Annotated in this window: 31 protein-coding genes and 1 pseudogene; 15 read left to right on the forward strand and 17 right to left on the reverse strand. The window is 63.4% G+C overall.

What is annotated here, in order from left to right; all coding sequences use genetic code 11:
- Positions 1-37: 37 nt before the first annotated feature.
- Positions 38-814, reverse strand: coding sequence for a DUF1013 domain-containing protein (locus OEZ49_RS06465; protein ID WP_263387536.1), 777 nt, complete (start codon positions 812-814; stop codon positions 38-40).
- Positions 815-942: 128 nt separating this feature from the next.
- Here OEZ49_RS06465 and OEZ49_RS06470 point away from each other — a divergent pair, with 128 nt between their 5' ends.
- Positions 943-1572: a ribonuclease T2 gene (locus OEZ49_RS06470; RefSeq protein WP_263387537.1), complete on the forward strand. Its 630-nt coding sequence runs from the start codon at positions 943-945 to the stop codon at positions 1570-1572.
- Between the two features lie 7 nt (positions 1573-1579).
- Here OEZ49_RS06470 and OEZ49_RS06475 read toward each other — a convergent pair whose 3' ends face one another.
- The 4 genes from OEZ49_RS06475 to OEZ49_RS06490 all read right to left on the reverse strand — a co-directional run bounded on the left by OEZ49_RS06475 (position 1580) and on the right by OEZ49_RS06490 (position 4025).
- Positions 1580-2068, reverse strand: coding sequence for a hypothetical protein (locus OEZ49_RS06475; RefSeq protein ID WP_263387538.1), 489 nt, complete (start codon positions 2066-2068; stop codon positions 1580-1582).
- Positions 2069-2251: 183 nt separating this feature from the next.
- Complete coding sequence (locus OEZ49_RS06480; protein WP_263387539.1) at positions 2252-2947, reverse strand: substrate-binding domain-containing protein; 696 nt, start codon at positions 2945-2947, stop codon at positions 2252-2254.
- A 60-nt stretch (positions 2948-3007) separates the two neighbouring features.
- Entirely contained in the window at positions 3008-3604 is a 597-nt protein-coding gene (recR, locus tag OEZ49_RS06485) for a recombination mediator RecR (RefSeq protein WP_263387540.1), read from the reverse strand.
- Between the two features lie 76 nt (positions 3605-3680).
- Positions 3681-4025 carry a YbaB/EbfC family nucleoid-associated protein gene (locus OEZ49_RS06490; RefSeq protein ID WP_164131638.1) on the reverse strand — a complete coding sequence of 115 codons (345 nt, stop codon included), beginning with the start codon at positions 4023-4025 and terminating at the stop codon, positions 3681-3683.
- A gap of 148 nt (positions 4026-4173) precedes the next feature.
- Here OEZ49_RS06490 and OEZ49_RS06495 point away from each other — a divergent pair, with 148 nt between their 5' ends.
- Positions 4174-5397, forward strand: coding sequence for a DUF2157 domain-containing protein (locus OEZ49_RS06495; protein WP_263387541.1), 1224 nt, complete (start codon positions 4174-4176; stop codon positions 5395-5397).
- On the opposite strand, the gene OEZ49_RS06500 is transcribed toward OEZ49_RS06495, so the two are convergent.
- From OEZ49_RS06500 to OEZ49_RS06515, 4 genes are all read right to left on the reverse strand, one after another.
- A complete protein-coding gene (locus OEZ49_RS06500) occupies positions 5371-6246 on the reverse strand; it encodes a TauD/TfdA dioxygenase family protein (RefSeq protein ID WP_263387542.1) in 876 nt (291 codons plus the stop codon). The genes OEZ49_RS06495 and OEZ49_RS06500 overlap by 27 nt on opposite strands.
- Positions 6247-6326: 80 nt before the next feature.
- Positions 6327-6869, reverse strand: coding sequence for an NADPH-dependent FMN reductase (locus OEZ49_RS06505; RefSeq protein WP_263387543.1), 543 nt, complete (start codon positions 6867-6869; stop codon positions 6327-6329).
- Positions 6870-7088: 219 nt separating this feature from the next.
- A complete protein-coding gene (locus tag OEZ49_RS06510) occupies positions 7089-7757 on the reverse strand; it encodes an OmpA family protein (protein WP_263387544.1) in 669 nt (222 codons plus the stop codon).
- 128 nt (positions 7758-7885) lie between these two features.
- Positions 7886-8578, reverse strand: a complete 693-nt coding sequence (locus tag OEZ49_RS06515) for a helix-turn-helix transcriptional regulator (protein WP_263387545.1) — start codon at positions 8576-8578, stop codon at positions 7886-7888.
- 108 nt (positions 8579-8686) lie between these two features.
- Between OEZ49_RS06515 and OEZ49_RS06520 the strand changes: the two genes are divergently transcribed.
- On the forward strand, positions 8687-8851 hold the full coding sequence (locus OEZ49_RS06520) for a hypothetical protein (RefSeq protein ID WP_263387546.1): 165 nt from the start codon (positions 8687-8689) through the stop codon (positions 8849-8851).
- Here OEZ49_RS06520 and OEZ49_RS06525 read toward each other — a convergent pair.
- Positions 8848-9699, reverse strand: a complete 852-nt coding sequence (locus OEZ49_RS06525) for a bifunctional helix-turn-helix domain-containing protein/methylated-DNA--[protein]-cysteine S-methyltransferase (RefSeq protein ID WP_263387547.1) — start codon at positions 9697-9699, stop codon at positions 8848-8850. The genes OEZ49_RS06520 and OEZ49_RS06525 overlap by 4 nt on opposite strands.
- Positions 9700-9819: 120 nt before the next feature.
- Here OEZ49_RS06525 and OEZ49_RS06530 point away from each other — a divergent pair, with 120 nt between their 5' ends.
- The 5 genes from OEZ49_RS06530 (at position 9820) to OEZ49_RS06550 (ending at position 13485) form a co-directional block, all read left to right on the forward strand.
- The gene (locus OEZ49_RS06530) at positions 9820-10269 is read left to right on the forward strand and encodes a MarR family winged helix-turn-helix transcriptional regulator (RefSeq protein WP_263387548.1); all 450 of its coding nucleotides are present in this window, start codon (positions 9820-9822) and stop codon (positions 10267-10269) included.
- Between the two features lies 1 nt (position 10270).
- Positions 10271-10915, forward strand: coding sequence for a cysteine hydrolase (locus tag OEZ49_RS06535; protein WP_263387549.1), 645 nt, complete (start codon positions 10271-10273; stop codon positions 10913-10915).
- A gap of 51 nt (positions 10916-10966) precedes the next feature.
- Entirely contained in the window at positions 10967-11611 is a 645-nt protein-coding gene (gene nth, locus OEZ49_RS06540) for an endonuclease III (RefSeq protein ID WP_263387550.1), read from the forward strand.
- The gene (locus OEZ49_RS06545; RefSeq protein WP_164131649.1) at positions 11608-12594 is read left to right on the forward strand and encodes an adenosine kinase; all 987 of its coding nucleotides are present in this window, start codon (positions 11608-11610) and stop codon (positions 12592-12594) included. The genes nth and OEZ49_RS06545 overlap by 4 nt, the downstream gene beginning before the upstream one ends.
- 210 nt (positions 12595-12804) lie before the next feature.
- Entirely contained in the window at positions 12805-13485 is a 681-nt protein-coding gene (locus tag OEZ49_RS06550) for an NYN domain-containing protein (protein WP_263387551.1), read from the forward strand.
- Here OEZ49_RS06550 and OEZ49_RS06555 read toward each other — a convergent pair.
- A complete protein-coding gene (locus OEZ49_RS06555; protein ID WP_263387552.1) occupies positions 13482-13988 on the reverse strand; it encodes a MarR family winged helix-turn-helix transcriptional regulator in 507 nt (168 codons plus the stop codon). The genes OEZ49_RS06550 and OEZ49_RS06555 overlap by 4 nt on opposite strands.
- An 83-nt stretch (positions 13989-14071) precedes the next feature.
- Here OEZ49_RS06555 and OEZ49_RS06560 point away from each other — a divergent pair, with 83 nt between their 5' ends.
- Positions 14072-14980 carry a DMT family transporter gene (locus tag OEZ49_RS06560; protein ID WP_263387553.1) on the forward strand — a complete coding sequence of 303 codons (909 nt, stop codon included), beginning with the start codon at positions 14072-14074 and terminating at the stop codon, positions 14978-14980.
- Here the strand turns inward: OEZ49_RS06560 and OEZ49_RS06565 are convergent.
- On the reverse strand, positions 14938-15423 hold the full coding sequence (locus OEZ49_RS06565) for an RNA pyrophosphohydrolase (RefSeq protein WP_263387554.1): 486 nt from the start codon (positions 15421-15423) through the stop codon (positions 14938-14940). The genes OEZ49_RS06560 and OEZ49_RS06565 overlap by 43 nt on opposite strands.
- A 134-nt stretch (positions 15424-15557) precedes the next feature.
- Between OEZ49_RS06565 and OEZ49_RS06570 the strand changes: the two genes are divergently transcribed.
- Positions 15558-17585, forward strand: a complete 2028-nt coding sequence (locus OEZ49_RS06570) for an NADPH-dependent 2,4-dienoyl-CoA reductase (RefSeq protein WP_263387555.1) — start codon at positions 15558-15560, stop codon at positions 17583-17585.
- Between the two features lie 142 nt (positions 17586-17727).
- Positions 17728-18357, forward strand: coding sequence for a hypothetical protein (locus OEZ49_RS06575; protein ID WP_263387556.1), 630 nt, complete (start codon positions 17728-17730; stop codon positions 18355-18357).
- Positions 18358-18416: 59 nt separating this feature from the next.
- Here OEZ49_RS06575 and OEZ49_RS06580 read toward each other — a convergent pair whose 3' ends face one another.
- The 3 genes from OEZ49_RS06580 to OEZ49_RS06590 all read right to left on the reverse strand — a co-directional run bounded on the left by OEZ49_RS06580 (position 18417) and on the right by OEZ49_RS06590 (position 19600).
- Complete coding sequence (locus OEZ49_RS06580; RefSeq protein WP_263387557.1) at positions 18417-18761, reverse strand: antibiotic biosynthesis monooxygenase family protein; 345 nt, start codon at positions 18759-18761, stop codon at positions 18417-18419.
- Complete coding sequence (locus tag OEZ49_RS06585; RefSeq protein ID WP_164131656.1) at positions 18758-19081, reverse strand: NIPSNAP family protein; 324 nt, start codon at positions 19079-19081, stop codon at positions 18758-18760. The genes OEZ49_RS06580 and OEZ49_RS06585 overlap by 4 nt, the downstream gene beginning before the upstream one ends.
- 78 nt (positions 19082-19159) lie before the next feature.
- The gene (locus OEZ49_RS06590) at positions 19160-19600 is read right to left on the reverse strand and encodes a DUF4399 domain-containing protein (protein WP_263387558.1); all 441 of its coding nucleotides are present in this window, start codon (positions 19598-19600) and stop codon (positions 19160-19162) included.
- Positions 19601-19743: 143 nt separating this feature from the next.
- Here OEZ49_RS06590 and OEZ49_RS06595 point away from each other — a divergent pair, with 143 nt between their 5' ends.
- The gene (locus tag OEZ49_RS06595; RefSeq protein WP_263387559.1) at positions 19744-20652 is read left to right on the forward strand and encodes an AEC family transporter; all 909 of its coding nucleotides are present in this window, start codon (positions 19744-19746) and stop codon (positions 20650-20652) included.
- A gap of 155 nt (positions 20653-20807) precedes the next feature.
- Positions 20808-21713 carry a LysR family transcriptional regulator gene (locus tag OEZ49_RS06600; protein ID WP_263387560.1) on the forward strand — a complete coding sequence of 302 codons (906 nt, stop codon included), beginning with the start codon at positions 20808-20810 and terminating at the stop codon, positions 21711-21713.
- A gap of 401 nt (positions 21714-22114) precedes the next feature.
- Here the strand turns inward: OEZ49_RS06600 and OEZ49_RS06605 are convergent, their stop codons facing one another.
- Entirely contained in the window at positions 22115-22378 is a 264-nt protein-coding gene (locus OEZ49_RS06605) for an EamA family transporter (protein WP_450103982.1), read from the reverse strand.
- Between the two features lie 9 nt (positions 22379-22387).
- Positions 22388-22987: a DMT family transporter gene (locus tag OEZ49_RS06610; protein WP_263387568.1), complete on the reverse strand. Its 600-nt coding sequence runs from the start codon at positions 22985-22987 to the stop codon at positions 22388-22390.
- A gap of 88 nt (positions 22988-23075) precedes the next feature.
- Between OEZ49_RS06610 and OEZ49_RS06615 the strand changes: the two genes are divergently transcribed.
- Both OEZ49_RS06615 and OEZ49_RS06620 read left to right on the forward strand, forming a co-directional pair.
- Positions 23076-23432 carry a winged helix-turn-helix transcriptional regulator gene (locus tag OEZ49_RS06615; protein ID WP_263387562.1) on the forward strand — a complete coding sequence of 119 codons (357 nt, stop codon included), beginning with the start codon at positions 23076-23078 and terminating at the stop codon, positions 23430-23432.
- A 159-nt stretch (positions 23433-23591) separates the two neighbouring features.
- Positions 23592-24067 (forward strand): annotated as a pseudogene (locus tag OEZ49_RS06620) (IS5 family transposase); the annotation flags it as partial.

Below are 24067 nucleotides of genomic sequence, written 5' to 3' on the forward strand. Positions count from 1 at the left end.
AGCGAGAACCCCGGCCAGTGGGCCGGGGCATATCGGGTCAGTAGCGCGGATCGTCGTCGTCTTCTTCGTCGTGATCGCCGCCCTTGGGCAGGTTGAAGAAGCTGTCGGCATCCACGATGGGGCCGTGATCGTCATCGTCGTCATCGCTGGTGTCGATCGGCTCGGAGAGCGAGAAGTTCTCCAGCCCTTCGATGGCGGTCGGGATGCGGGGCGAGGTTTCCATGCCCAGCGACTGTTCGGTCGAAACCAGCTTGCGGCGCTCGTCGTCGCTCATCACGCCGCCTTCGGCGGCCTTCTTGGCGGCGGCTTTTTGCACGACAGAGTCCAGTTCCGACTGACGGCACAGACCCAGCGCAACCGGGTCGATGGGCTGCATGTTGGAGATGTTCCAGTGGGTCCGCTCGCGGATCGACTGGATCGTCGGCTTGGTGGTGCCGACCAGCTTGGCGATCTGGCCGTCGGCGAGTTCCGGGTGGAACTTGACCAGCCATAGGATCGCGTTCGGGCGGTCCTGACGCTTGGACAGCGGGGTGTAGCGCGGGCCGCGGCGCTTTTCTTCGCCCGAGGCAGCGGGATTGAACTTGAGCTTGAGCTTGTGCAGCGGGTTGTTCTGCGCCTTGTCGATCTCTTCCTGGGTCAGCTGGTTGTTGGCGATCGGGTCAAAGCCCTTGACGCCCACAGCCACGTCGCCATCGGCGATGCCCTGGATCTCCAGCTCGTGCATGCCGACGAAATCGGCGATCTGCTTGAAGCTGATCGTCGTGTTGTCAACCAGCCAGACGGCGGTCGCCTTGGCCATCAAAGGTTTTGCCATGGCTTGTCTCCTTGCGAATACATCTCTCCCGTCGCCGGAATTCGGCTGCCCCGGGGTCTTGGGGCGGTTTCCGTTGTCGGGGAACTCCGGCTGTATATAGTCGGGCCGGGCAGATAAGGAAAGAGCGAATGCGCTGGTTGATTCTGTGGGTTCTGAGCGCTGTTTCGGTGTTGGCCGATGGCGAGAAAGCGGGCCAGTTCGACTATTACGTGCTGTCGCTCAGCTGGTCGCCGAACTGGTGCGAGACCACGGGCGACGCGCGGGGCGAGGACCAGTGTAACCCGCGCCACGATTATGGCTGGATCCTGCACGGGCTTTGGCCGCAGTATCAGTATGGCTGGCCCTCATACTGCCGCACCTCCGAGACGCCACCCTCGCGCCGGATGACGGCGGAAATGGCCGATATTCAGGGCAGTTCGGGCCTTGCCTGGCATCAGTGGAAGAAACACGGCACCTGTACGGGGCTGAGCGCACAGAACTATTTCGACCTGTCGCGCGAGGCCTATGACAGCGTGGTCCGGCCCGAGGTGTTCCGGCGGCTTGACCGGACGGTCCAACTGCCCGCGCGGGTGGTGGAAGAGGCGTTTCTGAAGGCCAATCCGAACCTGGAACGCGACATGCTGACGGTGACCTGCAACGGCCGCTACATCGCCGAGGTGCGCATCTGCCTGTCAAACAGCCTGAAACCGGTTCCCTGTGGCCGGGACGTGGTGCGCGACTGCCGGACCGAAGACGCGCTGCTGTACGCGATTCGCTGAAGCCGGATCAGCCCTGTTCCTTTTGGCATTCGCGGGCATATTCCAGCGCCTTGGCGGTTCCCTTGAGGTCGATCGCCATGACCTGCTGCCCGTCCACGCCATAGACGGTCATCACCTTGCGCTGGGCAATGGCGTGCACGAATTCGCGATCGGTGAAGAACACGGTTGCGCCGCGCACCTTGCCCTGTTTCGCGCCAATGGCGGTGGCTTCGAACTTCTCTCCGTCCAGGTCGAAGGTGACGGGATAACTCTTGCCGTCTTCGATCTCGCCCCAGGCCTTGTTGTAGACAGTGAAATAGCCGCGATTGCCCTGCGCGTCATAGCCGAGGCGGACAATCGAGAGATCCTGATAGACGGTCTGGATCAGGCAGCCGTTGCCAAGGGCAGGGTCCACCATCAGGTTCCAACCATGCACGAACCCCTTGTCGATCAGCTCTTGCGACCAGGCGGCGGTGGCGGTTGTGGCGGCGAGAGCAAGGGCAAGAATGCGGGTCATCGGGACATCTCCGGGCGGTGATTGAGGCTTTATCCTTACCTAGCCGCAAAGCGCGTGGGACAAAAGGAAAACCCCGCCGGGCGTTACCGATTTCGTGGGGCAGGTTTGGGCGGGTATCCCATGACATGGCCATCGGTTCGGCGCCGGTGAATAACCCGGCAGGCCAAGGGTTGACGGGCGCGGTCAGGCAAAGCCAAAGCGCATGGCGCCCGCCGCTGCGAGTTCGTCATTCAGCGTGCCGGAGGTCAGAAGGTCGAGAACGGCGGTGGCACCTGAGCCCGATGTCGGGCTGAGGAAGATCGACATGTCGATGTCGGTGCCGAAGTCGCGGGGAAAGACGGCAGCAGGGGCGAGACCGGGGGGCGACAGGATCGTCGACAGTGGTGCCACGGCCAGTTCGGTGTCCCCTGCCGCGACCGAAGCGACCGGTTCGCCGCCGCCCATCGGGCGGCTTTTCGGGCGCAGGGTGTCAGACAGCCCCAGCCGCGCAACCGCATCCAGAAAGATGCGGCCGCTGGTGCCCGCGCCGGTATAGGCGATGCTGTCCGCCCGCCGGAAAAGATCGGCGATTGCGGGCGCGTCCCGGAGAGGCTCTGCCTTAGTGCCTGCCCGGCAGCCGACCGCGAGCGGCACCCGAGCAAAGGGCCGGTGCGAGGTGCGGTCAACGTGGCGGCTGGCGATCAGGGCGGGGACGTATTCGGGATTGGTTAGCCCGATGTCGAAGGCTTCGCCAGCGGCGATGCGTTGGGGTATCCGGGGGTTGAGGTCGATTATCTGTGTGACCGGTCGGCCCGCTGCCGCGTCGAGGCGCGGGCCGAAGCGCGCCATGATGCCCCGGATCGCGACGGGAACAAAGATGCGCAATCTGGTTGTCGTCATTGCCGGGCCCTCTTGGCGACCTACCCTCTGAGTCAAAGTACTGGCCTTTTGGAAGCCGGGCTAGAGATCCTTGCGGGCGCGCATGGCGGCCGAGATGGTGCCGTCGTCGAGATAGTCGAGCTCGCCGCCAATGGGCACGCCCTGTGCCAGCGAGGTCAGCCGCACGCGGCCGCCCAGCTGGTCGGCGATGTAATGCGCCGTGGTCTGGCCGTCGATGGTGGCGTTGAGGGCCAGGATCACCTCGGTGATCGCTTCGGTCGTGATCCGGTTGGCCAGTCGGGGGATGCGCAGTTCCTCGGGGCCGACCCCATCGAGCGCCGACAGGGTGCCGCCCAGCACGTGATAGCGGCCCTTGAACACACCCGAGCGTTCCATCGCCCAGAGATCGGCCACATCCTCGACCACGCAGAGCTCGCCGGTGGCGCGGCGCTCGTCGGTGCAGATGTCACACACATCCGAGGTGCCGATATTGCCGCAGTTGAGGCATTCGCGGGCGCTGGCGGCGACCCGTGTCATCTGGTCGGCCAGCGGGGCCATGAGCAGGGCGCGCTTGCGGATCAGGTGCAGCACCGCGCGCCGGGCCGAGCGTGGGCCCAGCCCGGGCAGACGCGCCATCAGTTCGATCAGCGCGTCGATATCCTTGGTCGATCCGGCCATGGTCCTGGTTCCTGCTCGGTGCCTGCTCTGCCGCAATCATGCACCGGGTTCACGGCAAAGGAAACGGCCGCTGCGCTCAGAACGGCAGCTTGATGTCCTTGGGCAGGCCCATGCTTTCGGTCAGGCGGGCCATTTCCTCTTGCGCCTTTTCGGCCGCCTTGGCCTGGGCGTCCTTGATCGCGGCCAGGATCAGGTCTTCGACCACTTCCTTGTCGTCGCCGTTGAAGATCGAGGGGTCGATGTTCAGCCCCTTGAGCTCGCCCTTGGCGGTGGCGGTGGCCTTGACCAGCCCGGCGCCGGATTCGCCGGTGACCAGGACAGTGTTCAGATCTTCCTGCATCTGGGCCATCTTGGTCTGCAATTCCTGCGCCGATTTCATCATCTTGGCCATGTCGCCGAGGCCGCCGAGTCCTTTGAACATTGGGTGTCTCCCGCAATTGAGGTTTGCGTCTAGATACGGGCGGCGGTCCTGCGGCACAAGCCTATCCGGGTGCGGGCGCGCAATCGGCTGTCTTTGGCCGCGTTCGATGCTAGGCTGACCGGAAACCGGATCGCGGGGGAGGGCGACCATGTTCGCGGTTGCAGATACGGACAAGCTGGTTGACGACGGGGTGATCGCCCCGGAGGCCGCGCGCGAGATCGAGGCGCGGTCGCGGCAGGCGATGGTGACACTGGGTATCAACACGGTCCTGTGCCTGGGCATCCTGTCGGCGACGGGCGGGCTGATCTTCTGGTTGCAGGATCCGCTGGCGGTGGCGGTGGTGGGGTTGATGCTGCTGGCGGGCGGGTTTGCCATTCTGTCGCGTGGCGGTGGAGAGTTGCGGATGTTCGGCAATGCCGCGGCGCTGATCGGGGCCGGTATGCTGTGCGGCGGCGGCACGGTCGAGCTGGTGTCGAACCATCCGCAGATCGCGGGCCAGATGCTGAGTGTTCTGGGCGGGCTGATCCTGGCCGGGGCGATGTTCGCCTTTGTCCGTGATATGGCGCGAGCGCCGTTTGTCACCGGGGCGGTGGCCCTGATGGGGTTGGCGATGCATGTCGGCGGGCTGGGGTATCTGATTGCCGACAACGGGGTGTCGGGCCTGTTGGTGAGCCTGTTTTACTTCTACACGGCGGGTTTGCTGGTGGCGGGGGGCTGGCTGCTGGACGTGCGGCTGATCACGGCGCTGGCCATCGTGCCCTTTGCCCAGATGCTGGATACCGGCACCTTTTACTTCCATGCGGCCTATGTTTTCTATTCGCCGGAATCGACGCTTTCGATCCTGCAAATGGCGGTGCTGCTAGCGGCCTGTCTCTGGGTGGCGGGGCGATATGGCGAGCGCACGGCGCGGCACGCGCGCATCCTGGCGATGCTGGGCTTTGTCGTGGCCAATCTTTGTGCGCTGGTTGGCTCGCTCTGGGGCGATGTGGTGGGCGAGACGATCTGGGGTCCGGCAGAGCCACAGGTCTGGACCGAAGGCGCCTGGGATGCCTATTCCAAGGCGCGCGATGCCTTTCGCGACACCGCCTTGGTCATTTCCGAGGGGGTCTATTCGGTGCTGTGGGCGGCGGCGCTGGTGGCGCTGCTGTTCTGGTCGGCGCATCGCGGCAACCGGGGGCTGTTCAACGCCTCGCTCGTGTTCGGGGTGATCCACGCCTATACCCAGATGTTCGAAAGCTTTGGCGAGGAGCCGCTGGCCTATGTCATCGGCGGTCTGGCTCTGATTCCGATCGCCTGGGGCATGTGGCGGTTTGATCGGTGGATCAAGGCACAGGCCTCGGCCGCTTCAGGCGTGCAGCACCCGGACGGCTGACAGCCCATCGGCCTCGGCCACCGAACAGCAGATCGAACGCAGGGTGCGTTCGTGGTCGTAATCCCAGGGGCGGCCCCGGTGCAGGGTGGCGCGTTCGTCCCAGATCAGCACGTCGCCCACCTGCCAGCGGTGAGTATAGACGTATTCGGGGCGGGTGCAGAAGGCGATCGCCTCTTCCAGGATCTCCTGGCTTTCGGCATGGCCCAGCCCCTCGATGGCAAAGGCATGCGAGGCGATGAACAGCGCCTCCTCGCCGGTGACCGGGTTAGGCCAGATCGCGCGCCAGGGCCGGTCGGGCCAGCGGGTCATTGTCGGCAGGCGGGCGAGCTCGGCCGAAAGCTTGGCACGGCTGTGCGACAGCCGATGCCAGATCACCGCATGTTTGAGCCGGTCGCGCAGATGCGCCGGCATCTCGGCCCAGGCGACGCGGGTCGAGGCGATCTCGGTCTCGCCGCCCGAGGGCGGCACCACCAGCGCGGTCAGGATGTTGATCAGCGCCGGGGTGGGCAGAAAGGTGCTGTCGGTATGCCAGAGCATGTTGGATTGCAGGTTCAGCATATGCAGGTCGTCCTGCGCCCGCAGCCCGTTCCTGGTCTGGTTGCTCAGCTCCGAGACCTGGAACGCGACATCGCGTCCGGCGGCCATGGCATCGCGGTTTTCCAGCGGGCCGAACAGCGTGCCCAGCCGGGTGTGATCGGTGTCGGTGATCGACTGCGCGGGAAACAGCAGCGCCGAATGGTTTTCGAAAAGCGCCCGGATCTCGGGGTAGAGGTGACCGGCGGTCACTTCGCGCAGGTCGATGTCATGGACGATGCGCCCGAACCTCGGGTGAAGCGCGCTGGTCTGCATTCCGGCCTCCTGTTGCCTGACAGGGTCAGGCTGGCGCGGGTTTGACCGCCGCGCTTGCCGGTTTGCGACACATTTTCGGTTTAGCGTTGTGCTTCGATGCGCAGCTTGTCCATCAGCCGTTGCAGGGTGGCGGCATATTGATCGCTGATCAGGTGACCCTGGTCGTCGAACTGGTTGGAACTGTCGGCCAGATGCACCCCCGGGCCGGACAGCAGCCGGGGCTGGAATGGCACAAGGAAGCCGCGCAGCGTTGCCTGCGCGCGCTCGCCACCGGCCCGGCCACCCGCCGCCGACATCACCGCCACCGGCTTGTCAGCCCAGGGGCTGCCCTTGGTGCGGCTGACCCAGTCGAGCGCATTCTTGAGCACGCCGGATGGCCCCTTGTTGTATTCCGGCGTCGAGATCACCACGGCATCTGCGGCGGCGATCTGGTCGGCGAGCGCCTGGACCGATGCGGGGATGCCCTCTGCCTGTTCGTTGTCGCCGTCATAGAGCGGCAGATTGAGGTCAGCCACGATGAAGCGGGCGGGCGCGAAAAGCCGCGCGGCCTCGTGCATCAGTTTGCGGTTGGTGGCCTCGCGACGCAGCGAGCCGCTGATACCCAGCAAGGTAAGATCGGTCATGTCGGTCTCCTGAACGTGTTGGGTTCAACCTAGCCCGCGATGCCCGGGCGCCAAACCCCTGCCGTCGCGCAATCCCTGTGTGAAAATGCGCGACAATGGGAGGTGGCGTGCCGATGCCACGCAGCGCGACTCAGACTTTTGAAAAAAGTCTGTGGACAAATCCTCTGCGAGGATTTGGTGTCGCGCTGCGACGGTGAAAGCACCGCTGATGCCGCTGGTTCAGCGGTTCTTGGGGACGATGACGATCTCGACCCGGCGGTTCTGGGCCTTGCCTTCGGCCGTCAGGTTCGAGGCGATCGGATTGTTTTCGCCCATGCCGATGGTCGAGATCCGGTCATAGGTCACCCCGCCCGATTGCAGGATGTCGGCCACCGCGTTGGCGCGGCGTTCGGACAGGCCCTGGTTATAGGCGGCATCGCCGTCGCTGTCGGTATGGCCGATGACCTGCACGTTCGACTTGGGATAACGCACGAGATGGGCCGCGACCTTGCGCAGGTCGGATTGCAGCGCCGGTCGCACGGTATAGCTGTCGGTGTCGAAGGTGATGTCGTTCGGGACACTCACGATCAGACGGTCGCCGGTATTGGTGATGGTGATCCCGTCATTGGCCAGTTCCTGACGCAGTTCGGCCGCTTGTTGGTCGAGCTGCTTGCCGATCAGCCCGCCGCCGGCGGCGCCGATGGCCGCACCGGCCAGCGCGCCCAGCCCGGGATTGGAATCGTTGGCGATCGCGCCGACACCGGCGCCCAGGATGGCGCCCGCGATGGCGCCGGTCTTGGTGTTCTTGTTCGGGTCGGCATTGGTGCTGAGCGAGGCCGGATCGGTACAGGCGCCCAGCGTCAGAACGGCCACCAGCCCGGCCGCAAGGAAATGTTTGTTCGAAGTCATGGATTCACCTTCTGCTCCTGCGCTCACTTAACGCGGCACTTGTTGCTTTGTTCCAGTATATCACCGCCCGAGCTGGTGCGAACAAGCGACAAAGCGGTGAAATAGGCGATTCCCCGCCCATCCGGCGATCAATTCGGGGTGGCGGCCTCGTCCCAGCGGCTTTGATCCTGCCAGAGCTGGCGCAGGGCCGCTGCCTGCGGGGCAAAGCTGTCGGACAGCAGGTCGCAGGCCCAGATCCGGTCGGTGCGGAAATGGCGAAAGCCCTGCCGCAATTCGCACCAGGCCGCCAGCATGGTGCAGTCGAGGTGATAGATCAGCCCGACCGGGCGCAACACGCGCAACGTCTGGACCCCATTCACGCTGCGATATTCGACGCTGAGCTTGCGCGCCTCGCGCACGGCCTGACGCAACAATGCGATGGGGGTGCAGCCCTGCCCGGGATCGTCGGCGGGCGCGCCCCAGGGCGCCACCCGCAGCCAGTCGGCCGGATCGTGCAGCGCGTCGATCTTGGCGCAGACCCGTTCTGCGGCCTGTTGCAGGGCGCTGTCGCCGGTGCGCACGAGCATCGAGAGGCCGACGCGCAGTGCCTCGATCTCTTCCTGATCGAAGTTGAGCGGCGGCAGGTCATAGCCGCCGCGCATGACGTAACCCAGGCCCGCCGCGCCCTCGATCGGGGTGCGCATGGCCTGAAGCGCGGCGATATCGCGATAGACGGTGCGGGCCGAGACTTCGAGCCGCGCGGCGAGATCCTCGGCGGTGATGGGCGCTGTTGCCGCGCGCAGGATCTGGATGATTTCGAACAGTCGGGTGGAGCGGCGCATGGGATCCTCGGGCGTACTGCTGACACCCTAGCACATGCCCCTGACAACGGGGTGTCAGCAGGATTGGGGTCTGATGGCCGTCGCATCGACAGCCGAAGGAGACCGAACATGCCAAGCCGCGACCACCATGTGTTAATGGCCCGCAAGCTGGAGCGCTGGAGCGTGCCCCAAACCCTGCGCAACTGGGAAATCGAGAGAGAGCTTGCCGCCCGCCGCGCGGCGCGGCCAAGGCGGCTGCATCTGCTGCGCTGGATGGCGGCGCGCTGGGGCTAGGCCTCGCTGCGGGCCGCTTCCCAGGCCAGCATGGCGCGTTTCACCGGCAGGCCCCAGTGATAGCCGCCCAGGCCGCCCGATTTGCGCAGGGCGCGGTGGCAGGGGATCAGCCAGCTGACCGGGTTGCGCCCCACCGCCGTGCCCACGGCGCGTACCGCGCGCGGCTGGCCGATGGACTGGGCCAACTCGCCATAGGTGGTGACCTGGCCCGAGGGGATGCGCAAGAGCGCCTCCCAGACCTTGATCTGCAAGGGTGCGCCGATCAGGTAGAGCGGCACCGGCTCCAGCCGGTCGCTGGCGGCGCCAAAGGCGCTGAGCGCCCAGGGGCGCAGGCGCATCGGGTCCTCGACGAACGTGGCCTGTGGCCAGCGCGACAGCAGATCCTGCATCGTGGCCTCGGCGCCCGCCTCGGCGGCAAATCCGATGCCGCAGATGCCGCGCTCGGTCCCCATCACCAGTGCGGGGCCAAAGGGGCTTTCGAACCAGCCCCAGTAGATCGTCAGATCCGCGCCCTTGCGGGCATAATCGCCGGGGCTCATTGCCTCCCACCGGACGAAGAGGTCGTGCAGGCGCCCGGTGCCCGAGAGACCGACATTCTGGGCTGCTTCAAGCAGGGTGAACCGTTCCTCCAGCAGCGCCTTGGCATGGCCTAGCGTCAGGTATTGCTGGTATTTCTTGGGCGAGACCCCGACCCAGCGCGAAAAGATCCGTTGGAAATGGGCGGGGCTCATGTTCATCCGGGCTGCAAGGTCGTCCAGCGACATGGTCTCGCCGCCTGCATCGATCAGCTCGATCGCGCGGCGGATGACGCCATAGTGATAGCCCTCTTCCGTAGTTTGAACGTTCATGTCGCACCTCTTTGTCTGATCTGAACGTAGCGCGCAGCGCCCGTCGCCGCGACCCGGAACCTGTGCAAATATTTGTCAACTAAGTTGACGAATCGTGCCGTTCGGTCCAATACTGCGGGCATGACACATGAACCCGATCAGCTTTATCAGGCGGTACAGGCCACGCGGCCCCTCTTGCGCAATATCACGGCGGCGGTGGAGCGCGGGAGTTTGCGCGAGGGTGTAACCGTCGGGCAGCGCGCGATCCTTGAAGGCTTGTCGCTGACCCCCGGCGCCACGGCGCCGCAACTGGGCGCCGCGTTGCAGATGAAGCGGCAGTATATCTCGCGCATCCTGCAAGAGGTGCAACGCGCCGGGCTGATCGAGCGGCGGGCCAATCCCGAGCATGCGCGGTCGCACCGCTATTGGCTGACCCCGAAGGGCGAGGCCATCATCACCGCGATCCGGGCGGATGAAATGGAGAAGCTGGCGCTTTTCTCCGAGGGGTTCTCGGCCGCCGAACTTGCCGCCTATCACAAGGTGCAGCTTGCCCTGACCCGGTTCTTTGCAGATATGGCCAAGGAGGTCTGATATGTCCGTTCTCTGGATTATCGCGGCTGGGCTGGTGGTTGCGGTTCTCTATGTCCTGCTGGAGATCAGCAGGATCGGCACTCCAACCAAAGGTCCGCAGATAGACCGGGCCGCGCGCCCCGGAATCGCGCTGGTGGTGATCGACATGCAGAGCGATTTCACCTCGCTGCCGGTGTGGGAGGCTGAGCAGCTGGACACCAAGATGGAGAACATCAGAACGGCGGCGGATGCGGCACGACGGGTCGGAATGCCGGTGATCGCGGTTCGGCAGGTGTACAAGGCCGGGCTGGCGAAACTGCTGAACGGCTGGTTCAATCAGGGGCGCGGCAATGCCGGGTCGGCGGGCATCGGGCTGGACCCGCGCCTGGGCCTGATGCCCGATATCGAGGTCGAGAAATCCATGGGCGATGCCTTTTCCGAACCCTCCTTTGCGCGATACCTGGAGGAAAACCGGATCGGCACCCTGATCCTGACCGGCCTGGATGGCTGTCACTGTGTCAAGAACACTGCATTTGGCGCGCTGAACCGGGGCTATGCGGTGCGGATCGATCCCAAGGCAGTATTGGCGGCCAATGATGCCGAATGGTCAAAGGTACAGCAGAACCTGACGGCAGCCGGGGCGGAAATGAGCGCGACAGTGGCATAGGCGCTGCCTTTTCAATTGCGGGGGATTGTCTGTCAGGGCATTAAGGCCCGGATGGCAAAGCAACTCGATTATCACACGATCCGCGAGATCTTTACCCGGTTCCAGGCCGCCGACCCCGAACCCAAGGGCGAGCTGGAGCACGTGAACGCCTATACCTTGGTGGTGGCGGTCGCGCTGAGCGCGCAGGCCACAGATGCGGGGGTGAACAAAGCCACCCGCGACCTGTTCAAGATCGCTGACACGCCGGAAAAGATGCTGGCGCTGGGCGAAGAGGGTGTAACCGAGCATATCAAGACCATTGGCCTGTTCCGGCAAAAGGCCAAGAACGTGATCAAGCTGAGCCGCATCCTGGTCGAGCAGTATGGCGGCGAGGTGCCCAATTCGCGCGCCGCGCTGCAATCGCTGCCCGGCGTCGGACGCAAGACCGCCAATGTGGTGCTGAACATGTGGTGGCGCATCCCGGCGCAGGCGGTGGACACCCATATCTTTCGCGTCGGCAACCGTACCGGCATCTGCCCGGGCAAGGATGTGGACGCGGTCGAACGCGCCATCGAGGACAATATCCCGGCCGATTTCCAGCAGCACGCGCATCACTGGCTGATCCTGCACGGCCGTTACCATTGCAAAGCCAGAAAGCCGATGTGCGGCACCTGCCTCATTCGCGATCTGTGCCAATTCGAGGATAAGACCCTATGAAGACCTACGATGTCGTTGGCATCGGCAATGCCGTTGTCGATGTGATCTCGCAAGCCGATGACAGCTTTCTCGACCTGATGGGAATCGAGAAAGGTATCATGCAGTTGATCGAGCAGGAGCGCGGCGAGGTGCTGTATGCCTCGATGAAGGAGCGGGTGCAGACGCCGGGCGGCTCGGTTGCCAACACCATCGCGGGCGCGGGCGCGCTGGGTCTGGATACGGCATTTATCGGGCGGGTGCGCGACGATGCGCTGGGCCATTTCTATGCCGATGCGATGAACGAGGGCGGTATCGACTTCGTCAACCCGCCGGTGGCAGGGGACCTGGCGACCTCACGCTCGATGATCTTTGTCTCGCCCGATGGCGAGCGGTCGATGAACACCTATCTGGGTATCTCGACCACGCTGAGTTCGGCGGACGTGCCGCAAGCGGTGACAGGCAATGCGAAACTGATGTTCCTCGAAGGCTATCTGTTCGACCATGACGCCGGGAAATCGGCCTTTCGCGAGGCGGCGCGGGCGACCCGCGCGGCGGGCGGCAAGGCGGGGATCGCGATTTCCGATCCGTTCTGCGTCGACCGGCACCGGGCCGATTTCCTGTCGCTTATCCAGCACGATCTGGATTTCGTGATCGGCAACGAGGCCGAAATTCAGTCGCTGTTCGAGACCGACCATCTGGACGATGCGCTGATGCTGACCTCGGGCATCTGCCCGCTGGTGGTCTGCACGCGCTCGGGCGACGGGGTGACGGTGATGGACGGCACGGTCCGCATCGACGTGCCGGTGGAAAAGGTGGTGCCGGTGGATGCCACCGGCGCGGGCGACCAGTTCGCCGCGGGCTTTCTGTTTGGCATGGCCACGGGCCGCGATTACGAGACCTGCGCCCGGATCGGCAATATCTGCGCCCGCGAGGTGATCAGCCATATCGGCCCGCGCCCCGAGACGAACATGGTCGAGCTGCTGAAGGAAAACGGGCTGCTCTGATCCCGGGGTGGGGAGGGGCGCTGCCCCTCTTGCCCTGCGGGCAATTCACCCCGGAGTATTTTCGACCAGAAAGAAGCAGGGGTTGGGTGCTGCCACTTTTATCGGTGCCCCTGTTTTCCGGGTGGGCTGTCGGCGGTCAAATTCTTGCCGGATTGCGGGGCTATTCCGAACTGATGCGCAATGAGTCGGGTAGACGGTATGAGGGCAAAAGTGGCGGTGTTCGCGGATGGCGACAATATCGGGGCCGCGCGGGCGCAGGAGGTGCTGGGCACGGCCCGGCAACAGGGGAATGTCGACTATGCCCGGGTCTATCTGGATGTTCAGCGCCCGAGCGCCTGGGCCGATCAGGCGGATTGGCGGTTGGTTCACGCGGGGCGGGGCAAGAACGCGGGGGATCTGTTGCTGAGCCTCGATGCGATGGAGCTTGCCTTGACCGGGGGCTTTGACTGTTTCGTCATTGCCAGTTCGGATGGGGATTTCGCCCATCTGGCGCGGCGGTTGCGAGAGATCGGCAAAAGGGCCATCGGTATTGGTGAAGCCAAGGCGCCGGATGGGTTCCGGTCGGCCTGTAGCCTGTTTGTCGAATTGGAGGCGAAATCTGCGGCGGTGCCAGTCAGTGTGCAGCCTGAGCGGTGCTCGGAGCTGGATCGGCAGATCAGGTCGGTGATCGCAAAGCACAGCAAGAACGGGCAGGGTGTGGCGCTGACCCGGTTGGCATCGCTGATGCATCAGCAGTTTGGCTCGCGCATCAGCCAACGTCCGGAACGCACCTGGCGCGGCTATCTTTCGGCGCGGCCCGATCTGTACGATCTGGATACCAAGGGTACCGACGCAATGGTCCGGTTTATTCAGGCCGGGTTTGCCGGAAGCGAGCTGGGCGACCTGGCCTAAGTTTCGGCGCGCGCGTTTGCGATTTCGGCGCAGTGCAGGGCCTTGGCCAGCAGGGTGGACAACGTCGTCTGTTCCTCAGACGTCAGCCCCTGCAAGAGCTGCGCCTGCGTCGCCACATGGGCGGCCATCATCTCGTTGATCAGGGTCAGCCCCCTGGGCGTGAGCGCGATGATCACGCTGCGGCTGTCTTCGGGGTTCTTGCGGCGTTCGACCAACCCGTCCTGTTCCAGCCGGTCGATCCGGTTGGTCATGGTGCCCGAGGCGACCATGGTCGTATCGAGCAGTGCGCCGGGTGACAGCGCATAGGGCGGGCCCGAGCGCAGGAGCGTGGCCAGCACGTCGAACTTGGCCGGATTCAGCCCGTATCGGGCAAAGGTTCTCTGCATCCCCTGGGTACAGGCCATTGACAGCCGCGCAACCCGTCCAATCACCGCCATGGCCCGGGTGTCGAGATCGGGGCGCTCGGCCGCCCATTGCCGGGTGATAAGGTCTACATGATCCATGATCCGGGTTATTTCGGCGATTTATCTTGACGTCAAGATAAATAATGTTATCTCGACGTCGAGATAATTGGATGAGGCCCCCCATGTCACGGACAACGGATATCGCCCTGACCGCAATCGCCCCGGCCATCTGGGGCAGTTCCTATATCGTCACGACCCAGTTCCTGCCCGCGCATTCGCCTTTTGTGGTGGCGCTGCTGCGGGCGCTGCCGGCCGGGTTGCTTTTGATGCTGCTGGTGCGTCAGCTGCCGCCGCGCGGCTGGCTCGGGCGGTTGCTGATCCTGGGGGCGCTCAACTTTGCGGTGTTCTGGTCGCTGCTCTTTGTCGCCGCCTATCGCCTGCCGGGCGGGGTGGCAGCGACGGTGGGCGCGGTGCAGCCGCTGATCGTCGTGTTCCTGTCAGCGGTGGCGCTGGGTACGCAGATACGGATGGGAGCGGTGCTGTCAGCCTTGGCGGGGATTGCCGGCGTGGCGCTGTTGCTGCTTGGTCCCGAGGCGCGGCTGGATATGGTAGGTGTGCTGGCCGGGCTGGGCGGCGCCTTGTCGATGGCGGTGGGCGTGGTGCTGACCCGCAAATGGCGGCCCGACGTGCCGCTGGTCACATTCACCGCCTGGCAGCTGACCGCCGGTGGTCTGCTGATGATGCCGGTGGCCTGGCTGGCTGCGCCTGACTGGCCCGGCCTGAGCCTGACCAATCTGGCGGCACTTGCCTGGCTCAGCCTGATCGGCGGCGCGCTGACCTATATCCTGTGGTTTCGCGGTCTAGCCCGGATCGAACCGGCGGCGGTCTCGCTTTTGGGTATCCTCAGCCCGTTGACGGCGGTGATCCTGGGTTGGCTGGCGCTGGGCGAATCCCTGAGCCCGGTTCAGGGGTTGGGCGCGATCATCGTGCTGGGCGCGGTATGGATCGGGCAGCGCCCGGCGGGCGCGCCCCGGCGGCTGCGCTTTGCTCAGCCCAGATGCGGCGCAAAGGCCGCAACAACGCGCTCATAGACGTCACGCTTGAACGGCACGATCTCGGCCACCAGCCGGGCGGGATCCTGCCATTTCCAGCGGCTGAATTCGGGGTGGTCGGTTTTGATGTCGATCTGGTCGTCGCGACCGGTGAAGCGGAACAGGTACCATTTCTGTTCCTGCCCGCGATAGCGCCCCTTCCAGATGCGCGGGACAAGATCGTGCGGCAGGTCATAGGGCAGCCAGCCCTCGGTCTCGGCCACCATCTCGACCAGATCCGCTGTCACACCGGTCTCTTCCCAGAGCTCGCGCAGGGCGGCCTCAAAGGGGTCCTCGTCCTGATCCACGCCACCCTGCGGCATCTGCCAGGCATCGGTGTTCTGGTCCATGCGCTGGCCGACAAAGACGAAGCCATCGGCATTCATCAGGACCACACCCACGCAGGGGCGATAGGGAAGCTCGGCAATCTCTTCGGGTGTCATAGTTGTCTTTCCTTTGGGTTGGCCCTGTCTAGCAAGCGACGTTACGGCGGCAAAGGGGGTGACGTCGGGTTTCGCGTGACAGGGGCACGGGCTAGGGTGATCTTGCCCGTCAAATCCGAGGGAGAGTAATTCCGATGACTGCGTACCCACATATGCTTGCCCCGCTCGATCTGGGCTTTGCCACGCTGAAGAACCGCGTGCTGATGGGCTCGATGCATACCGGGCTGGAAGAGACCCGCGACTGGAACCGGGTGGCCGAATTCTATGCCGACCGCGCGCGGGGTGGCGTGGGGCTGATGGTGACCGGCGGCATCGGTCCGAACATGGAAGGCTCGGTCCTGCCGGGGGCGTCGATGATGACCAGCGAAAAGGATGTCGAAAACCACTCCATCGTCACCGCGCGGGTGCACGAGGCGGGCGGCAAGATCGCGATGCAGATCCTGCATGCGGGGCGCTATGCCTATGGGCCGAAATGCGTGGCGCCGTCGCCGGTGAAATCGCCGATCTCTCCATTCCCGCCGACCGAGCTGGACGAGGAGGGGATCGAGAAGCAGATCACCGATATCGTCAATGCCGCGGTGCTGGCGCAGCAGGCGGGCTATGACGGGGTCGAGATCATGGGGTCCGAGGGGTATTTCCTGAACCAGTTCCTGGTCACCCATACCAACAAGCGCACCGACCGCTGGGGCGGGTCCTATGAAAACCGGATGCGTCTGCCGATCGAGGTGGTGCGTCGGACCCGCGAGGCGGTGGGCACCGATTTCATCATCATCTATCGCCTGTCGATGATCGACCTTGTTCCCAATGGCTCGACCTTTGACGAGGTGGTGCAACTGGCGAAAGAGATCGAAAAGGCCGGGGCCACCATCATCAATACCGGTATCGGCTGGCACGAGGCGCGGATACCGACCATTGCCACCAGCGTTCCGCGCGCGGCCTTTGCCTGGGTCACGAAAAAGCTGATGGGGCAGGTGTCGATCCCGGTGATCACCTCGAACCGGATCAACACGCCCGAAGTGGCCGAGGAAGTACTGGCGACCGGCTGCGCCGACATGGTGTCGATGGCCCGCCCGATGCTGGCGGATGCGGATTTCGTCAACAAGGCGGCGGCGGGACAGGGCGACCGCATTGCCCCCTGCATCGCCTGCAACCAGGCCTGTCTGGACCATACATTTGGCGGCAAGCTGACCTCGTGCCTGGTGAACCCGCGCGCCTGTCATGAAACCGAACTGGTGGTGGAGAAGGCGGCGGCGCCCAAGCGGGTGGCCATCGTGGGCGCCGGTCCTGCGGGCCTGTCGACCGCGATCACCGCCGCGCAGCGCGGCCATGCGGTGACCGTGTTCGACAAGTCGGGCGAGATCGGCGGGCAGCTCAACATGGCCAAGCAGGTGCCGGGCAAGGAAGAGTTCTGGGGCCTTGTGGATTGGTACCGGGTGATGCTGGCCGATCTGGGTGTCAAGGTCGAGCTGGGCCGTGCGGTGGGCGCCGACGATCTGGCGGATTTTGACGAGGTGGTGATCGCCACGGGCGTCAGCCCGCGCGACCCAGCAATCCCGGGACAGGACCGGGCCAATGTGCTGAGCTACATCGACGTGTTGCGCCACAAGAAGCCGGTAGGCAAGCGGGTTGCGGTGATCGGTGCCGGGGGCATCGGTTTCGATGTCTCCGAGTTCCTGCTGGAAGAGGGCCACAGCCCGGCGACCGACCTGCCGCTGTGGATGAAGGAATGGGGCGTGACCGATCCGGGCGAGCACCGCTCGGGCCTGGCGCCCGAGGGACCGCAGCCCGCCAAGCCCGAGCGTGAGGTGACGCTGTTGCAGCGCAAGGCCAAGGCGCACGGCAAGGATCTGGGCAAGACGACGGGCTGGATCCACCGCGCGACATTGAAGATGAAGGGCGTCAATTTCGTGGGCGGCGTGAACTACGAAAAGATCGATGACGACGGCCTGCATGTGAGCTTTGGCGAGGCGCGGGAGAACCCCACCCTCATCGCCTGCGACACCGTGGTTCTGTGCGCCGGTCAGGTCTCGGACCGGTCGCTTGCGGATGCGCTGGAAGCCAAGGGCGTGCCTTGTCATGTGATCGGCGGGGCGGATGTGGCCGCCGAACTGGACGCCAAGCGCGCGATCAATCAGGGTACCCGGCTGGCGCTGTCGTTCTGATCCGGGCGGGGGGAGAGATTTTTCGTCGAGGAATCTTTGCCTCCGGCGGGAGTATTTGGGGCGAGATGAAGGGGCAAAGCGTTTGGGCCTTGGGTGAGTTTTGTGATAGTGTTCAGCCATTGGTTGCAAGGATTGAATGCTCATGTCGGAAAAAGCGCTTTATGAACCCCTCTCTGCCGGTGACCCGCTGTTTTCGGGCTATCGGTTTCGCACCGACGATCCCGGCGGTCCGCAGACCGAAGGGTTAGGGCTTGGCCTGGGCGGCGAGAACGGGCTGCAACCGGGTGATCCGGTTGCGCTCGATCAGCATTATGTGCGCGCGGTGGCCTTTACCCGCGAGGCCAGCGGCAAGGTCAGCTGGTTCAACAGCCTGTTCAGTGCGCAGGCCAGCGGCAAGTCGGTGGGCGTGTTGCAAGAGGCGAAATCGTTCATGGTGGGGACGGTCGATGGCCAGCAGGTGGAAATCGGCGTTGCGGTTCTGTTGAAGATCGAAGCCACCAGTTTCAAATCGGATGCGCAGGTTTCGGTGGCCAATATCGCCGCCGAGGCGCAGCTGGGCCTGTCGCGGGCCGAGATGGAGATCAGCGTGCGCGGCTATACCGGGGCGCTGGGCGACATGCTGCCCGCGCCCAGCGAAGTCGATCTGACCTCGTACACGACCTATCTGAACGCCTTCGAGCGCATTCAGAAACATGTGTTCGGGCCGGGCGGTGCGGCGCAGTATTCGCCCGTTGTTCTGGGCAAGCTGCGGGCCGGTGCCGGGGGCGATTGACCGCCACACGGATTGGGCCGTGCCCCTTGTAGGTTGAAACGCCTGTTGCGCTGGTTGGTCTAGCCGTGGCTTGCCCGGCTGTCCTCGGGGGCCTGATCGCGGTCGGTCATGCCGTAGTCGCGGATCACGCCCGCCACACGCAGGCGGTAATCGGCGAAAAGCGTCTCGCGCCCCCGGGTCTGTGCGCCGCGATGGGCGGCGAGCTGGCGCCAGCGGGCGACGGCCTCTTCATCCTCCCAGAACGACAGCGACAAGAGCTTGCCGGGATTGGTGAGGCTCTGGAACCGTTCGACCGAGATGAAGCCCGGCATATCGTCAAGCAGGGCGCGCATCCGGCCTGCGAGATCGAGATAGGCGCCCTGTTGCCCGGGAGCGGGTTCGACTTCGAAGATTATGGCGATCATGTCGGCTCTCCATGCGGGGTGGAGACCAGTTTGAGCCATGTGCGGTCCTCGCGCAAAATGAACTTTTCGGACTGGGCCAAGTCGTAGTTCTGTCGCCCCAGAGGATCGGCGGCAAGGCGGGTTCGATAGGCCTCGTATTCGGCCAGGCTGGGGATGTTGTAGATGCCGTAGGCGAGGGTCGATGAGCCCTCGTGCGGGGCGTAGTAACCGATCAGGTCGGCGCCGCAACGCGGGATCGCCTGTCCCCAGGTACGGGCGTAGCGTTCGAACTGGGCCCGTTTGGTCGGGTCGATATGGTAGCGGATGATGCAGGTCAGCATGGGGGTCCTTTCGTCTGGACCCCCGTCTTAGGGCAAGGATCGCGGGCGAGGGTTCGCCCGCGGCCGAAGTCTCGGTCCTTACTTCACCTCGATGGTGATCACCTCGGACACGATCGGGGTGCTGTGGGGCACATGGGTATAGTCGCCCATCACCAGTTGCAGCGTGTGCTTGCCGGGCGCGAGGTCGAGCGTGACCTCGGTCTGGCCCTTGCCGAAATGGCGGTGGTTGTCATCGGCGGGAAGGGCGTATGTCAGCTCCTCGGCCCCGTCTTCGCCCTGACCCATCGGGGGGCGGTCGACCAGCAGGTGGTGGTGGCCGGTATTCTCGGCCTCGGTCCCGGCGGGAGCGACGCCCATGCCGCTGAGCCCGAAGATCACCGTGACCGGAGAGGCCACGGTATCGCCATCGGCGAGATTGGCGAAATAGACGCGCGCGTCGGGGTTGGCAGGTGTATCGCCGCCCGCCAGGGCGGCGGTTGCCAGAAGGCCGATACCAAGTGCAGCAAAAAAGCTTTTCACAACCAGATCCTCAATGTTGGAACACTGGCGGTATCCTATGCGATGCCGGGCCGGGAATCGAACAGCCATTTCGAACACACGGACTTGTGTAACGGCCAGCAGAGACGCAAGGTCGGGCGCAATGGCTGGGCAGCGGGGCAAGCATGATCACGACAATCCTGATGGGGCTGGTGCCCAGCTTTCTTATGGTCGGGCTGGGCGGCGCGGTTCGCGACCGGCTGGCGCCTGCGGCCTGGCAGGGGCTGGACAAGCTGAACTTCGAGGTCCTGTTTCCGGCCTTGCTGTTCTTTGCCGCCAGCAACCGGCCGATTGCGGTGCAGGATGTGATCCGTATCGGTCCAGCCGTCTGGGCGGTGATGGGGCTGGCGCTGATGCTGGGATATCTGGCGCGCCGATTCGGGCCAGAGCGGTTTCTCGATTTTGCCGGGGCCTGGCAGACCACCTGGAGATTCAACACCGCCATGGCCTTTGTCGCGGTGCCAACGCTGCATCTGGCCGATGTCGGCCAGATGGCGGTGGCCATCGGTATGGCGGTTCCGGTAGCCAACCTGCTGGCGGTCTCGGCGCTGTCGCGTGGCGGCAACCTGACCCTGCGTGCCACGGTGCGGAAAGTCGTCCTCAACCCTTTTCTCTTGGCTTCGGTCGCCGGGGTGGCCGTGGGTCTTTCAGGCTACAAGATTCCGGATCCGATCCTTGCTCCGGCGCAGATGCTGGCGCAAGCGGCCATTCCGATCGCCCTGCTATCGATCGGCGCCACCATGGACTGGCGCGCCCTGACTCGGCTGGACATGTTCAACGGCTATCTTTGTACGGTGAAGCTGGTGCTGACGCCGGCGCTGGTCTGGCTGACCTGCCGCGTGCTGGAGGTCGAGCCCGGTCTGGCTGCTGTGGTGATCCTGTTCGCCGCATTGCCCACGGCATCGGCGGCGCACGTGCTGGCGTCGGGCTTTGGCGCGGACCGCAAGCTGGTGGCCACGCTGATTGCGCAATCCACCCTGCTGAGTGCTGCCACCTTGCCTTTGTGGATCTATGTGATCGGCGTCACTTTCTGAGGATTGTGGAGGGGCTTTTCGGATTGTTTCCGTGTTTCCCTGTCGCAAACGATCCCTGACAAAACCCTGATATTATCCCAGCTCTGCCCCGTTCTCGCCCAGATTGGTCCCGATAAGCGGATCCTGAAGAACAGCAATCAGCCGAGGAACCAGGAATGGACCGACTGACAGAAATGGAAGCTTTTGCCAACGTCGTGGACCAGGGCGGCTTCACCGATGCAGCCAAGAAGATGGGAATCTCGAAGTCGGCCGTGTCCAAGCACGTGTCCAGCCTGGAGGCCCGGTTGGGTGCCCGCCTGCTGAATCGCACGACGCGCCGGGTGTCGCCGACAGAGATCGGGCTTGCCTATTACGATCGGGCCCGCCGGGTGCTGAACGATGCCGGAGAGGCCGACGCGCTGGTCACGTCGATGCAATCGGCACCTTCGGGGCTGCTGAGGATCTCGGTCGCAACCGATTTCGGGGTCAATCACCTGTCGCCGGTCTTGTCGGATTTCCTGGCGGAATTCCCGGACATTACCGTGAACATGGTTCTGAACAACCGGTATGTGGAACTGATTTCCGAAGGGTTCGACATGGCGGTGCGGATCGGTGAACTGGAGGACAGCACGCTGCGCGCCCGCAAGTTGACCGAGACCACCAAGCGGATGATCGCCAGCCCGAAGTATTTCGAGAAATATGGCCGCCCGCAGAAGATCGACGACCTGAACGAGCATAAGCTCTTGCACTATTCCAGCCAGTCCTCGGGCAACGTTTGGAAACTGACCGCGCCCTCAGGGGAAAAGCGGCAGGTGCGCACCGCCGGATGGCTGAGCGTAAACGACGGTCAGTCGCTGCTGAATGCCGCAATTTCGGGTCTGGGGATCGCCTATCTGCCCTGCTACCTGTTCACCGAGGCGATGGAGAAGGGGCTGGTCGAGGATGCGATGCCGTCGCTGCCTGACGAGGTGCAGGGTATCTATGCTGTCTATCCGCCGGGCCGGTTCACCCAGCCCAAGGTCCGCGCATTCATCGATTTCCTGGTTCACGCCTTTGACACCAAAGGCCCGATGAACTGGTAATTCCTCCCGCTTGCTGCTCTGGCAAGATTAACTGCCCCGCGCGAGTCGCGGGGCTTTTCTTTTGTGAGGAAAGGTCACGCTGCCAATTGTGGGGCTTCGGGACACATTCGGCGTTTGGGGCCAGAGAACTGTGGCAGGTCCGGTGTCTGTGACCGCCATGACGGCCTGGTCGTTGTTACTGCCTATTCTTTGCGCGGCGGCTACGAGCCGCGAGGCGAGCGGCGGGTGTGGCTAACTGGTTCGACCTGCACCGTTGTCCGAAGCCAGGTTCCTTGCCGCCGCACATATGCCCAGGAAGGCCTTTCCTTTTGCTCGCACCTTACTTGTCGGGCTGAGTGGCGGTTGGGGGCGACTTGTCGGTCTTTGCTGCAATTGCACGACCACAACGGTGAATGCCAACCCTAAGCAATGGCAATTAACGACGTGCCGAGGATTGCCAACAATGCTCCGACCACGGCCAGAGGCTTGGGTTCCTGTCCTTCGACAATCCACAAGACCGACAATACAAGGATGGGGGACAGAGATCCTAGAACTGCAGCGATCCCTGCATCGATGTTCGCATATGCATAGAGCAGCATCGATGAGGAGATGCCATAACCGATAAATCCTGGAAGGATTGTCTGACCAAGAAGCTTGGGGGACATCGGATGTTGGCCCTGGAGCATCTTCGAAGGTCACAGCGAGACTATCGAGACCGCGAATGCGGCCCCTGTCAATCGAATTGCCGACACAGCGATTGGTTCGGTCCCGGCTAACATTGCGGGTTTCATCACAAGGAACCCATAGCCCTGAAAAGCAGCAGCCAGTAGTCCCAATGTGAAAACAACAAAAAAACTGCTTTCCTCGGTGTCTTCAGACTGGGGGTTACTGCCATAAACGATGGCCAGAAAGATACCTGACAGGATTATTCCAACGCCGACCAGGTCGGTGCCGGATATCGTCTCGCCAAACATCAAATAGGCCATTCCGGCAACGATGGGTGCCTTTAGCGACAGCAACAACTCGGTTTGTCGGGGACCGCCCCGGCGTAAACAAGCAATCATAGTCAGATTGCCAAGAACCATTCCCACAACAATGCTCACACCAAAAGACGGCCAATAGCTCCATGAAATGGTGGGCCAAAAACCAAGCACCGAACAGGCAAGACAAAGAATTGTGGCGCAGGCCAAAAGCTGAATGCGCGTAAATTCGAACGCGCCGAGCTTTCTGGCAGGGTCTGGCGCCAATACGATACCCGTTGCCCAGCCCGCAGAGGCACCGACCGCGGCAAGAATTGGAAAAGAAGCATGACATGCGCCTCGAAGCGCTACATAATAAGCAGCATAAAGGTGCTACATATTTAATAGCAATGGGGTGTTGTAGATGCCAAACAAGGTTCCCCTTCCAGATCGGCCGGTACGTGGTTCGAAGTCCGGCAAACCCATCATGGCGCTTTTTGATCTTCTTGGTCGCACATGGGCTCTGGGAATAGTCTGGCAGCTTTCTGAGAGCCCATTAACTTTCAGGCAATTGCAAGAGCGTTGCGAGACAGTCTCGCCAACAGTACTCAACAAACAACTGAACGAATTGAAGGCGAGTGGCTTTGTCGAACGTTGCAACGCTGGTTATCAGCTGACCCGGCTTGGCAAGGAATTGTTTGGGTACTTGAAGCCTTTGGGAGCGTTTTCGCAGCATTGGGGAACGATGCTCTTGCACGAGTCGAACCAGCAAAAAGACTGAATCGCCGAACGCCAGTTAGCTCGGCCGCAAGCGGAGTAAACACGATCTTGGGTATCATGATGGTTCCATAATGAATACCCACCAACAAGACCGGATGGCTCTGTTGCACAAATCCTGAGAGGGATTCATCTTGTGAATCCAGCGTGGTAGCTGTGCTGCATGAGCAGACCCACACCGCCGACCTACAAGACCAGGAACTGGCCATCCTACAATTAAGCGCTCAAGCGCCGCGGCTCACTGACCATCTGGTTTGATCCCACTATGACATGGGATGCCGCACCGACAGGCAGGCGTGGCCGCCACCGGACCTACAGCGATGTCGCCATCCAGACCTGCCTGTCGATGAAGGTGCTGTTCGGCATGGCGCTCCGTCAGACGACAGGCTTCGTCGAAAGCCTGCTGCGGCTGGTCGGTCTCGACTGGACGGTGCCCGACTTCAACACACTTTGCCGCCGCCAAATGACGCTGGCTGTAAACATCCCATATCGCGGGTCCAAGGGGCCGCTGCACCTGCTGATCGACAGCACTGGCATCAAGGTCGAGGGCGAAGGCGAGTGGCATGCGCGCAAGCATGGCGGCCCCAAACGACGGGTCTGGCGCAAGATCCATCTCGGGATTGATGAGGAAACGCTGGA

The sequence above is a fragment of the Ruegeria marisflavi genome, from assembly GCF_025673445.1.
Classification (GTDB): Bacteria; Pseudomonadota; Alphaproteobacteria; order Rhodobacterales; family Rhodobacteraceae; genus Ruegeria_B; species Ruegeria_B marisflavi.